This window comes from Planctomycetaceae bacterium, assembly GCA_041398825.1.
Taxonomy (GTDB): Bacteria; Planctomycetota; Planctomycetia; order Planctomycetales; family Planctomycetaceae; genus F1-80-MAGs062.
Genome location: JAWKTX010000008.1, coordinates 129,347 through 142,024 on the forward strand (window position 1 = coordinate 129,347; position 12,678 = coordinate 142,024).

Genomic DNA, 12,678 nt, shown 5'->3' on the forward strand with positions numbered 1-12,678 from the left:
GACGGCAAATCGGCGGGCTATCTTCTGACGGAGGGGTCTGGTTGAGTTCATGATCCCGCGCATTCCATCCTTCCTCAGAAACCAGGCATGCAGAATGTATTCGCTGCTGCTACTTCTTCAATCCGCTCTCATCGGTGCCTCAGATTCCAACGATCTGCAGGTAACTCTGCACATCCGGGAGAATACCAAAGCCGGCAGCATGATTGGTTTTCCCGCAACGGCCGAGAAACATGGGGAGAAATACGCCGACTATCGGATTATCGAAGGCAACCAACTGGGACTCTTTCAGATTGACGCAGCCTCCGGCGCCATTTCAGTCGCACAGGAAGGACTCGATTTTGAGTCGACGCCACACTGGCGACTTGTTGTGACCGCATCCCCCATTCCGACGTCTGGAACAAAAGAGAACACCCCGCCTTCCCTGGAAGAACAATTCATCGCATCCGTCGGTGAATCAGTTCCGACCGAACGACTGGCTGTTCAGCTTGGACAGCGCATCAGGTCCGTCGTTGACATTCGGGTCGACGACGAAAACGAACGGCCTGAGATCGCCGACCAGTATTTCCGTGTCCCGGAAGGCAGCTTCGCTGGTACTGTGGTCGGGCTGATTCAGGCCAGGGATACAGATACCCGTGACACACTGAATCTTCGACTGCTGAAAACTCCCGTCGTCTGGCCGTTTGAACTCGGTGAATCCGGTAAGCTCTTCATTTCCAATCCTTCCCAGCTGGATTTCGAATCCCAGTCAACTTTTCGATGTCAGGTCGAGGCCCGCGATTCTGCCGGGCTATCGGCGTTGGCATGGCTGACGATCGATGTTACTGACATTAATGAAGCACCTTTGGCTTCATCCAGCAGCACATTACTGGTCGACACTTCGAATGCTGGAGTGCGACCATGGTCGCATCGCCTTTCAGTGATGGATAATGACTGCGACGACACCATTACCTATGAATTGATTCACGATCCAACCGCAGGTGGATTTGAACTCGACTCCGAAACTGGTGAGCTGACATTGATCGATACCAACGCCCTGACGGCATTCAGCAGCACAGCCTGCGAACTGCAGATTCGCGCCATGGACGCCAGTGGCGCGCAGGTTCGTTTTCTTCAGTCGGTTTCATGGAATTCGCCGACAAATTCGACCGTGCCAATCTCAGCCCCGGCAGAATCGTCGCTTTCCATCACACCGACGAGGCTCTTGACCCTGGCTTTGTTCGCAGTATTGACGACCGTTGCATCCTTCATCTTTCTCGTCTTCATGCTCTCCGGCGATCGAAAGGGAGGGCCATCGCCGCTCGTACGCTGGTTCACTGGCAGGAGAAAAGCGTCTGGTATTCCGGATTCATCGAGTGCAGAAGAACTCGTTGCCGTCGTGGCAGGGATGGATTCCTGCGAGGACGAATCGCAGATTCTTTTACAGGTCCAGGCACTTCAAAACGAACTCCGGAACGCAAGAACCGACGCCGCCAAAGAGCGGGAACAAAGGGATCGAGAAATATTTAAGCTGCTGCACCAAATGGACTGCCTGCACCGAGAGAATGAACGTCTTGCAGAAGAACTGCGGCTGTCGCAGATTCGCCTGGATGAGTCCTGGCCCGAGAATGAGGCAATCGGCGAACTCAAGGCGCAGATTCAACAGCGCAATGAACTGATTGCTGCATTGCGGCGAAAGCTGGACGAGATTTCAAATACTGAACTCGGTGAAGAGAGGGCACGATTAGTTAGTGAGTCCTGTGATCTGGCGGAACCATGGGAGCGTGATCCTGACTCCGATCAAATTGTTGTGGAAGAAATCCCGCAGCTTGACCTGTCAGATGAAGATACCGTGATGGCCAGATTCTGTGATCAGATCGCAGCCATCACGTGCGTTGATCTGAATTCAGACACAAATTCGGATGGAGTTGTTCAGGGTCGGCAGAAAATCAGGACCCGGGAACCGGATCTTGACCAGCCAATTTCTTCATTCGTTGCAGAAGAACCGGACGTCCCGGAGGACACCTTCACTTCGATGAATCTCACCGACACCTCCGCAACTGCTGTCGCAACACCGCCCGCCCTGAAGCCTCCACAAAAGAAACCGCGGCCGATAGATAACGACAGTTATGTCGAACGGGTCCTTGCGAAATACCCCCGTCGCCCCGTCGACGCTGTCACGCACAGCGGCAGTGGAGATGCTCTGACGAATGCCAGATCGCATGCCGATGCAGATCTCGCAATTCTGCGGCAGGCTGCTCTGGAGGCTTCAAGGAATGGAAAGTCGCTGCGAGCAATCTGGCTGGGAAAACGTGCGATGTTTATCCGGAACGCGATCATGCTTGTCACCATGACGTGTCTGGTTGGATCGACATTCGCTCGACTTGCTCAGGTAACTTCAGATCTCTGGGCGATTACCGCAAGTGGACTCATTCTCATCGCATCGATCGTGGAATACGCCGTCTCCACTGTCATGAATCGCCGAAGCAGCGCGAACTGAGAATTGGGCTGACAACGGCATCAGCCCGTGAAACCCATGTCGAGGAGCTGTCACCGAACTCCGCCAGAAGGCGAAGTTCAGGATGCCAGCTCACCCGGCCCGCAGGTCCATCGTGACCGCCGCTCAGGTTCCGCTGATGCTGACGGAGATTGGCAATCATTGATCGACGTCGAATGCGCTTGGGGCCGCCGATTTCTGTACCAGTCACTGGCGGCATTTCAGGTATGGGTCTGCCCGCAGGCTTTGGACTGGATGGCAGCGTTTTCGATATCCAATGCGACCGCTGAACTGTATCCATTGAAGTCTGCGTCTTTGATCACGATCATCCGGTGGGAGTTTTGGAACGCATCGAGTCCCGCATGCGCATCGATCGCACATGTCACTTGGGCAGGATATTCAAATTAATTTCAGGTAACGCTATGAAAAGAATTGTACTCTTCCGACTGCGAACCCTCGTCATTACCTCAGTCCTTCTCACCTTAATTGGTGCCACAACTGATTTCGCCCGGGCAGAAGAAGATGGAAAGTTGCGAATCATCTGCTTTGGAGCCCACCCTGATGACGCAGAGTACAAGAGCGGTGGAACGGCAGCTCTGTGGGCTTCGATGGGACACCATGTCAAACTGGTCTCTGTGACAAACGGCGATATCGGACACTGGCAGATGGCAGGTGGGCCACTGGCCAAAAGGCGAACAGCCGAATCAGCTGAGGTTGCAAAACGCCTGGGTGTTACTTCTCAGGTCCTGGACATCCATGACGGCGAACTACTACCAACACTCGAAAACCGGCGGCTGATTACCCGATTAATCCGGGAGTGGAACGCGGACATCGTCATCGCGCATCGCCCATGGGATTATCACCCCGATCATCGATACGTCGGCGTGCTCGTACAGGACGCCGCTTATATGGTGACGGTGCCGTTCTTCTGTCCGGACGTCCCGCCGCTGAAGAAGAATCCCGTATTTCTCTACAGCAGTGACCGCTTTCAAAAGCCCTACTCTTTCGAAGCTGACATCGCCGTTTCACTGGATGAAGTATTCGAAAAGAAGGTCGACGCATTGATGGCACTGGAATCACAGACCTTCGAAGGTGGTGCTTTAGGATCAGAAGAATCGACTGCGAATACACCGCCTGCCTCGCAGCCGGAATTGCGCCGGGCATGGCTGCGAGAGCGATGGGACCGAAGACAGTCAGATGAAGCAAATCGGTTCCGCGAGGCCCTGCTGAAATGGTACGGCGACGAGAAAGGTTCAACGATCAAATACGCGGAAGCATTTGAGATCTGTGAATACGGCCGGCAACCCAGCTCGGCGGAGATCAAGCAGTTGTTTCCATTCCTGCCCCAGTAACCTTGTCACCTCCGGATCGGGACTTCAGGAAGTTTCCGCTTGTGCTGCAAATCAAACAATCCAGGCGTCGCGGCAGATTTGGCTGCGATCACCCGTGAACCGGATGACGGCTGAACGTTAGTTCGATTCACCCAGCGCAGACACTGCCTGTGGTTCGTCCTGGCGTATGTCCAGAGCACGGAATGCATGCTCGACAACCCTGCGGTCGTACTCCTGCGGCTGGACGGATCTGGCCATGTTGTGTTTCGCCTTTTCGACGGTCCACAATTCGCTGTGCTCTCCAACGGTCGAGTGCAACGCCGCTGCAACCTCTTGTGTGACGTACGAGTCACGCTGCCCCGAGATCAGCAGCACAGGGGTTTCAGAGAGTCCGCTCGCTTCATCTTCGAGATGAAGGTAGCGACAGTGACGCCTCTTTTGACTGACCTGTATCCCCTGACGAAGGGCGATTCGGATGTGCCACCAGGGCAACAAAGCGTAAAGCCAGCCGGGGATCACTAACCGCACGAAGCGATTAACAAAGTGGTGCATCATCGGCAGTGTACCGAACGCGCTGTCGGCGATCACTGCACGAATTCTCGGGTAGCGACTACCAGCAATCAACGCGGCAACACCACCTCGGCTCACGCCGAACGCGAGCAGTGGCATCGTGCTGAATTCCGGATCTGATTCGATGAATTCAAGAACTGCTTCCACGTCCTGCATTTCGTAATCAGTGATCCAGTGAATCGGGCTGTAAGCCGGATCACAGTCACTCTCACCCTGATTGCGAAAGTCAAAGCCAAGCACAGCAAAACCATTCTGGAGCAGCCCTTCGCAATAGCGTGAAGCCATCCAGTGATTGCCGTTTAGTTCCGGAAAGAAAATGACCAGACCGTGAGGCGCATGATCCTGAGGCCAGAGCAGGCTACCGGACAGAGTTAAGCCGCTGGCGGAATGAATGCTCAGCCTTCGAGCGTTTGGGTTTTCAGCCGCGGTGGTGACATTGAATGGCGGAACGTTCTCGAACATGTCCGCGATCCGAAACTTTGCGTACTTGCGCAGCAGGAAGTCCAGAAGAATGACAACGGCAGCGGATATCAACAGTATCCAGATCAACGGAACACTCCGCCAGAATCTTACCGAATTTGCTCAGGTCCCCACGTGAGAACCGGTTACCCGGGAACATTCCCCGGAAGGCATGTACCGATTCTTCATCGACACGAAGCCACCCGACCGAGGAACAATCTCAAGGACAGAATAGTCAGGATGGGCAATTCTTGCCGCTAACCTTCAAATCCAGCAATAATCAGTGAGACGTTTTGACCGCCGAAACCAAAACTGTTCGACAGAGCCGCTTTAATCCGCACGTCCCGTGCGAAATTCGGTATGTAGTCGAGATCACAATCCGGATCAGGAGTGGAATAGTTGGTTGTAGGGGGCAAGACACCATCTCGGATAGCCAGCAGGCACGTTATCGCCTCAACGCTGCCTGCCGCCGCAATCAAATGGCCCATCATGCTCTTAATACTCGAAATTGGGGTTTTCCAGGCATGGTCGCCGAGCCCCCCCTTAATTGCCATCGTTTCGACCTGGTCGTTGACTTTTGTGCTTGTCCCGTGAGCATTCACATAACCGATTTCTTCAGGATTAATCTCCGCATCGGCCAGCGCCATCCGAATGCAGCTAATGGCACCGCGACCTTCAGGATGAATGTCGGTAATACGGTACGCATCAGCAGAAGAGCCGTAACCGCGAATTTCGCCGTAGATCCGTGCGCCGCGTTTCTTCGCATGTTCGAGTTCTTCCAGAATCAGCATTCCGGATCCCTCCCCGAGTACAAATCCATCCCTGGTATAGTCAAATGGTCTGGACGCTGTTTCTGGCGAATCATTTCGCTCCGACAGAGCGGTCAGAAGATTGAAACCAGTCAAACCGAATGGGTGAATCATGCTGTGGGCTCCCCCCGACAACATCACATCAGCATCATTCCGCCGGATAATTTCCGTTGCCTCGCCGATGGCCTGACTGGACGCAGCGCATGCCGTCAGACAATTGAGGTTGGGTCCCTGGGCGTTGAACAGGCTGGACAGGTGGGCCGAAGGCATGTTGGGCTCCAGCTCCAGCTCAAACCGAGGGTTCATGGTTCGCATGAAGTCTGCTGTGAATTGTTGAGGATCAACAACTCCATCTTTCTGCGAATCGGCCACGAGACTCAGGAACTGAAGGAAGTCCTGCTGCCCCTCACCAGCGCCAAGATAAATACCGAAACGAGCAGGGTCCAGATTCTGGCAATCCTGAATTCCCGAGTCGTTTACAGCCTGAGTTGCCGCGCCAATGGCAAACCGAATATTCCGACCACAGTCCACAAACCGTCCGGGGTCGTCAACAATTGAGTCAAAGTCGAATCCGCGAACCTCCGCGGCGAATTTTGTGGGGAAGTGCGACGCATCAAAGTGGGTAATCTTGCCAACGCCGTTCTTCGATTCCCGCAACGACCGCCACATCTCGTCCACTGTGTTCCCAACCGGGGTCACACATCCGATACCGGTGACAACAACTCGACGTTTCATTCGAAGTTCTCCGCAGCGGCTTCACGCTGCCTTTGTTTGAAGTTGGCCCCAGGCGATATCCATGAATCCCAACGCGATCAAATCGTCTACAACCTAATCTGCTTTGCCAACAGTCAGGATATCAAGGAGGTTCATACGGAAGACGAAATTCTTCTGATCAATTCGACTCAGCTGCGGATCATCGGACGACAAATGCACGAAGACGATTTCGCCTTCTGCAATCAGGCGATCAGAAACGGTGGCAGTGACGGTAACGCTGCCGCCTTCGACTCTTGCATCCTGCAAATGAGCCTCGTAGATCAACTGATCGCCCGGACTGGCCCAGCTGTGGAACGTCATCCTGGGAACTTTCGCCAGAATAACATTGTGTTCGAACTGAAAATGCTCACCGAGCAGAATTCCGCCTGTTTGCGCCATTCCCTCAATCATCAGCGACGCTGGCATGACAGGGAACCCCGGAAAGTGGTCGTGCATGTGCTCTTCGGAAAGAGAGATATTCTTGACCGATCGCGCACGCTTGCCGGATTCGAATTCGATGAATCGATCTACCCAATACCACCGCATGAAGAACTCCCCGCCGACGGCTTGACACTGGTTTGCCAAGGGACCCTGACGGAACAGCTTCGGATCGAATTGCTCCGTTTGAAAAGAAGAAAGCCGCCAACCCGGAAGCAGGACGGCCCTTCGCAACCCGGGACTCGGGCCGATCGGAAGGATACCGATCGGCCTGCGTCGCGTTCACAGCCTAGGACAAACGTGCCGCGACAAATTTGCACATCATGTCGACGGTAAACAGATCCTGAATCTTTGCAACCTGTGGATCGGCAGCGAATGCGTCCACGTCTGCATGAGGCATTTTTTCTCGCAACGCAGCGATACCTTCCGGAGTGACTTTGCCGTCCAGAATGAAGCCTGAGTCGGCAGATGCCAGATTTTCGGGGAACAATTCACCCCGCGGAATCTTGATATCGAATGTCTTCTCGAGGCGGAAGACGATATCAAGGAAGTCGATCGATTCTGCTCCAAGGTCTCCGATGAGCGTCGCACCAGCGGTGACTTCGTCGTCGTCAACTCCCAGAGCATCGACCAGTGTTTCCCGGACCTTGTCAAAGATTTCGTCAGCAGAAGGCATTGAGTAAATTCTCCATCGACCAATCCGTCTTGGGATTGATTCCGGCGGTCACCAGAAACCCAGCAGTACTGATTCGGACTGGCGACCGTCCCCGATTCAGCGACCCATTTATTTTGTCGGAAGCAACCATTTTCCCCAATGGCTATTCCCGAATCATCCACATTGTTGCCAGAGACCGGGATCAGGTCCAGCGGTCTCGATCCCTCCACACGAATATCTCGTGAAGAGAGACCGATTCAAAAGCCGGCGGGAAATCTGTGCGGACCTGAAAGGCTGGCCCGAAAACGATCAAATTCCCCCCAAAGTCAGCCCGCCATCGACTTTCAGGATTTGCCCCGTCACGTACGATGATTCATCAGCCGCAAAGAAAAGGACGGCATTGGAAATGTCGTCCGGCAATCCCAGTCGGCGTACGGGAATCTTCTTCTTTATTTCCGCACCGGCAGCGTTCACCACCGCTTCGGTCATGTCCGTCTCAATAAACCCGGGCGCGACCGCGTTTGCAGTGACCCCACGTCTGGCAAGCTCAGTTGCAATGCAGCGGGTGAAACCCTCAACACCTCCCTTGCTGGCAGCATAGTTCGCCTGACCCGGGTTTGAGACGTCAGCCGCGACACTGGACATATTAATAATACGGCCGTACCTCTGAGACATCATTTGACGTGTCGCTGCCTGACAGAAGTTAAAAACGCTGGTCAGGTTCGTATCGATCACATCCTGCCATTGCTGCGCATCCATTGTGGCCAACAGTCCATCACGAATGATACCTGCGTTGTTGACAAGAATTTCAAGCTTTCCCCACTTTTCGATGATATCCGCAACGACCTTGTCAGCCGCTTCCTTCGATCGAACGTCCGCCTGAATCGCCCATGCCTCGTGCCCCTTCCCGGCCAGACCCTGAACGACCTCTTCCGCAGCGGCAGAATTGGAATTGTATACGAACGCTACCTTCGCACCGTTCTCAGCCAGCTTTTCGACAATTGCTCGCCCAATTCCGCGGCTTCCACCTGTCACAAGCGCAATTCTGCCCTGAATACTCATCAATAAAAGTCCTTGCAAAAACTACTCTGAAAAACCCTGAAGCTGTGCGTAGAGATCGCGCATTGCGGCCAGCACCCGACGGTCGTTATCAACCAACTGCGGATTACGATCTGCGAGGTTTGCCTTGGAAAGCGTGATTCTCGCACTGACAGCAGAGTTGCCATTGACGGTCCCACTGGCCATGAACTCGGCCTTTTCCCCGTCGTTCTTCCTGAAAGTCGCCGAAACCTCAAGGGTTTGACCGGGCTTCAGAAAATTGTTGAATTTGACTGCTCTCGCCTGTTGAAGCAGAAGAACACTGTGCGAAAAATCGTCCGTGACTCGGGTCAGCCAGGCGCACGACTGAACCAGGGCTTCCACCATCATCACGCCCGGCAGGATAGAGAAACCCGGAAAGTGATCCTGAAGATACTCTTCCGCAAGCGAAACGTTCTTTAGAGTGCTGATCGATTCACCAGCCTTGAGTTCTCGGATTCGGTCGACGAGGCAAAATCGCATGGAGCAGTGGCCAATTCAGGGCTCGGTTGGACGCAGGGAAGACATTCTCGTCGGTGGTTTGCGGCACCAACCTGAGGATTTCGGGGATTTCTCATGGTATTCGTCGCGGCAGATGGTACCGCTGAGCCCCGATTTCCACAAACACCCCAGAATCTCAACTGTTCAGAAGAGTCAAATTGTCGGACAAGAATCGTGATTTCCCATATTCCGAACAACAATCGCCCTGCTGGAATCTCCCACCGGATCGAATAAAATCCCGCAGGTTGCATATTTTCTGCAATCGAGCCTGGTTTTGCATAGCCCCGCTGCGCTCAATTACTAAGAACGCCTTTCTTCGGCAAATTCCAACCAGGCGCACTATCGCCCCCAAACGCATCTTATTATCGGAACTGTTTATTTTTTCCAGTTTATGTTTCCATCCGGCAACGCACCTGGTTAGTTTCTGCGCATAATTGAGGCACCTTGGGTAATGTGCGAGGGATCTATCCTTTGCACGATGGCTGAGAACAACTTGTAAGTGGCTGAGGCGTGTCAGCTGCAGAATCCAGTGTAAGGATCTTGGGTTTACTGGAGGAGTTTAAAGGTATGCGTTTGTTTTTGTCACTCGCAGCAGCTGTTCTGATGACAGCTTCTGCACAGGCTGGTAGCTGTTGCGGCAGCAAAGTCAGCTCATGTTGCTCTGCCCCTTGTGCATCAAGCTGCAGCCCATGTGGCGCCAGCTCGTGTGGTTCAAGCTGCGGATCAGCAAGCGCTTGCGGTGCTGTATCATCATGTGGTGCTGCACCTGCATGCGGCACGTGGGAAACAGTTGAGCGAACTGTCATGGTTCCTCAAACCGTTACCGAAACACGAACTGTCACTGTCAATGTTCCTGTCACGGAAGAGCGACAGGGCACACGAACCGTTTGCAAGACGGTTTACGACGAAGTTGCTCAGAACTACACCGTTAAGGTGCCAGTTCAGGAGCAGAAGACCGGCACTCGAACTGTTTGCAAGACTGTTTGGGAAGACCAGACATCTGAGTACACAGTGATGGTTCCACACACTGAAGAGCGAAGCGGCACACGAACTGTCTGCAAGACCGTTTGTGAAGACGTTGAGCAGTCTTACACAGTGATGGTTCCACACACTGAAGAGCGAAGCGGCACACGAACTGTTTGCAAGACTGTTTGGGAAGACCAGACATCTGAGTACACGGTCATGGTTCCTCACACTGAAGCCCGCACTGGCACACGAACTGTTTGCCACACTGTTCCTGTCACCAAGACTCGAACAGTCTGTCAGGATCAGGGTCACTGGGAAGAGCGAGTTGTTTCTTCAGGCTGCAACAGCTGTGGTTCAGCTCCAGCTTGTGGTTCATGCGGTGGCTGTGCTCCAGCTCACAGCTGTGGTGGATGTGCTTCTGCATGTGCATCAGCTTGTGGTGGCTGTGGCGTAGCAAGTGCTTGCGGTGCTGTTGCTTCCAGCTGCGGTGGATGTGCTCACACCACCCGCGTTTGGGTTCCAAACATGGTTGAGTCTCAGGTTGAGTACACTGCTTACGAAACTCAGCAGGCTCAGGAAGAGTACACCTACAACGTAACTGTCTGCAAGCCAGAAACTCGTACCCGTACAGTGAAGGTTGCTCGTCAGGTTTCTGAGCAGGTTCCTTACACCTACAACGTAACCGTCTGCAAGCCAGAAACTCGTACATGCACAGTGAAGGTTGCTCGCCAGGTTTCTGAGCAGCAGGAATACACCTACACCGTTTGTAACTACGTTGATGAGCAGCGTACACGAACAGTGAAGGTTGCTCGTCAGGTAACTGAAGAAGTTCCTTACACCTACCACGTCACCGTCTGCAAGCAGGAACAACGCGAAGTTCAGGTTCAGGTTTGCCGAATGGTTGAGCAGGTTGTTTCACAGCAGGTTTACCACCCAGCAGCTCCAGCTTGCGGTGGTTGCTCTGCAGCTCCAGCCTGTGGTGGTTGCTCAGCAGCTCCAGCTTGTGGCAGCTGCCACTAGTCACAGAGTGCAGTGACGGGCATTGACCGCCACTGACACACAGGTCGAAAATGTGAAGCCCTCTGGAATTTCAATTCCAGAGGGCTTTCTTCGTTTGAACAATTCCGAATCCGCGGTCAACATGGTGCGTCATGAAACACGACTCCGCCCCTACGAAAGTACTGAAGGTTGCTCTATGCTGAATCTAATCGGAACAGGGACAGCGAGAACATGCAACGGAGCCACGCGGCGCGACTTCCTTCAGGTCGGCACCCTTGGAGCTGCCGGGTTATCTCTCGCCAGCTACCTGCAGGCCAGGGAAAAGGGCCTCGTCGCGTCTGGTAACGATGAAAAATCATGCATCATGATTTTTAATCTGGGCGCCCCCAGCCAGCTGGACACGTTTGACATGAAGCCGGATGCACCCGCCGAGGTTCGTGGTCCCTTCAGACCAATTGCGACCTCCGCCCCGGATATTCAGCTGTCGGAAATACTGCCCCGGCACGCTGAAATTGCCCACCATATTTCGCTGGTCCGAAGCTGCCACCATACCGGCGCGGCTGTGCATGATGCGGGATGGCAGATGATGCAAACCGGACGCCAGTTTACAGGAGGAGTGAATACACCACATGCAGGTGCTGTTGCCAGCTATCTGAAAGGTCGTCGTTCGGACCTGCCGCCGTTTGTTGTGCTTCCGGAAACCATGGGACGTGGCGGTGGAAACCTTCCCAATGGGCAGGCAGGCGGATTTCTGGGGAAAGCCCATGATCCATTCGCACTCATGGCGGATCCATCGCAGCCTGATTTTCAGGTTCCGGATCTTCTGCCACCCCAGACGATCGGAGAAGTACGGACGGCTCGCCGGCGCCGACTGCGCGATGTCGTGGATGAGACAGTGAGAGACTTCGAGGCGACGGAGAACGCGCAACTGCTGGACGGTAATTTTGACGCGGCGTACCGCTTGATGACCAGCACTCAGGCTCGTGAAGCTTTTGATCTGTCTCAGGAGCCCGCCAGCGTGCGAGACCGTTATGGAATGAATCGCTTTGGCCAGTGCTGCCTGCTGGCTCGGCGACTCATTGAATCCGGTGTGCGATTTGTCACCGTCAACACCTTCCTCACGGTCTTCGATGAGATCACCTGGGATATCCATGGTTCAAAGCCGTTCACCTCGATTGAAGGAATGAGAGACATTGTGGCTCCGATGTACGATCAGGGCTACTCAGCGTTGATCGAGGATCTTTACCAGCGAGGAATGCTGGACAATACGATGGTCTGCAACCTTGCCGAATTTGGCCGAACGCCAAAAGTAAATCCTGCTGGCGGTCGAGACCACTGGCCTCAGTGTTTCACAGTTTACTTTGCCGGCGGTGGCGTTAAGGGCGGACAGGTCGTTGGGGCAAGCGATCCGATCGGTGGTGTCCCCGCGGATCGGCCAGTGCTGCCGGGCGATGCGGTTGCAACAATTTTTCACAGTCTCGGCCTGGACCTGAATGCGCATCTACCGGGACCTGCTGGCCGACCATTTCCACTCGTCGACATTGGCCGCCGCGAGATTCACGAACTGTTTTGACGAAGCGCATTCAACCCCGTCCAGTGATTCGCAGACCTTTCAGTGAATGGTGGTCTGCTCTGGATTCAGAACCG

At 54.1% G+C, this 12,678-nt stretch carries 10 protein-coding genes; 4 read left to right on the forward strand and 6 right to left on the reverse strand.

The genetic code is table 11. From position 1 onward, the window contains the following. Nucleotides 1–94: 94 nt before the first annotated feature. Both R3C20_15510 and R3C20_15515 read left to right on the forward strand, forming a co-directional pair. Nucleotides 95–2,476: a hypothetical protein gene (locus R3C20_15510; protein ID MEZ6041910.1), complete on the forward strand. Its 2,382-nt coding sequence runs from the start codon at nt 95–97 to the stop codon at nt 2,474–2,476. A 419-nt stretch (nt 2,477–2,895) separates the two neighbouring features. Next, on the forward strand, nt 2,896–3,825 hold the full coding sequence (locus tag R3C20_15515) for a PIG-L family deacetylase (protein MEZ6041911.1): 930 nt from the start codon (nt 2,896–2,898) through the stop codon (nt 3,823–3,825). Between the two features lie 117 nt (nt 3,826–3,942). Here the strand turns inward: R3C20_15515 and R3C20_15520 are convergent, their stop codons facing one another. From R3C20_15520 to R3C20_15545, 6 genes are all read right to left on the reverse strand, one after another. Beyond that, the gene (locus R3C20_15520; protein ID MEZ6041912.1) at nt 3,943–4,923 is read right to left on the reverse strand and encodes an alpha/beta fold hydrolase; all 981 of its coding nucleotides are present in this window, start codon (nt 4,921–4,923) and stop codon (nt 3,943–3,945) included. A gap of 167 nt (nt 4,924–5,090) precedes the next feature. Continuing rightward, nucleotides 5,091–6,377 (reverse strand): beta-ketoacyl-ACP synthase II, encoded by a 1,287-nt coding sequence (gene fabF / locus R3C20_15525; GenBank protein MEZ6041913.1) that lies wholly within the window; start codon nt 6,375–6,377, stop codon nt 5,091–5,093. 93 nt (nt 6,378–6,470) lie between these two features. Further along, the gene (locus R3C20_15530; protein MEZ6041914.1) at nt 6,471–6,941 is read right to left on the reverse strand and encodes a 3-hydroxyacyl-ACP dehydratase FabZ family protein; all 471 of its coding nucleotides are present in this window, start codon (nt 6,939–6,941) and stop codon (nt 6,471–6,473) included. 181 nt (nt 6,942–7,122) lie between these two features. Beyond that, complete coding sequence (locus R3C20_15535) at nt 7,123–7,509, reverse strand: acyl carrier protein (GenBank protein MEZ6041915.1); 387 nt, start codon at nt 7,507–7,509, stop codon at nt 7,123–7,125. Nucleotides 7,510–7,797: 288 nt separating this feature from the next. Beyond that, nucleotides 7,798–8,550, reverse strand: a complete 753-nt coding sequence (gene fabG, locus R3C20_15540) for a 3-oxoacyl-[acyl-carrier-protein] reductase (GenBank protein MEZ6041916.1) — start codon at nt 8,548–8,550, stop codon at nt 7,798–7,800. A gap of 21 nt (nt 8,551–8,571) precedes the next feature. Beyond that, complete coding sequence (locus R3C20_15545) at nt 8,572–9,048, reverse strand: 3-hydroxyacyl-ACP dehydratase FabZ family protein (GenBank protein MEZ6041917.1); 477 nt, start codon at nt 9,046–9,048, stop codon at nt 8,572–8,574. Nucleotides 9,049–9,870: 822 nt separating this feature from the next. On the opposite strand from R3C20_15545, the gene R3C20_15550 reads away from it, so the two are divergent. Further along, nucleotides 9,871–11,052: a heterocycloanthracin/sonorensin family bacteriocin gene (locus R3C20_15550; protein MEZ6041918.1), complete on the forward strand. Its 1,182-nt coding sequence runs from the start codon at nt 9,871–9,873 to the stop codon at nt 11,050–11,052. A gap of 175 nt (nt 11,053–11,227) precedes the next feature. Further along, complete coding sequence (locus R3C20_15555; GenBank protein MEZ6041919.1) at nt 11,228–12,604, forward strand: DUF1501 domain-containing protein; 1,377 nt, start codon at nt 11,228–11,230, stop codon at nt 12,602–12,604. The last annotated feature ends 74 nt before the right edge of the window (nt 12,605–12,678 follow it).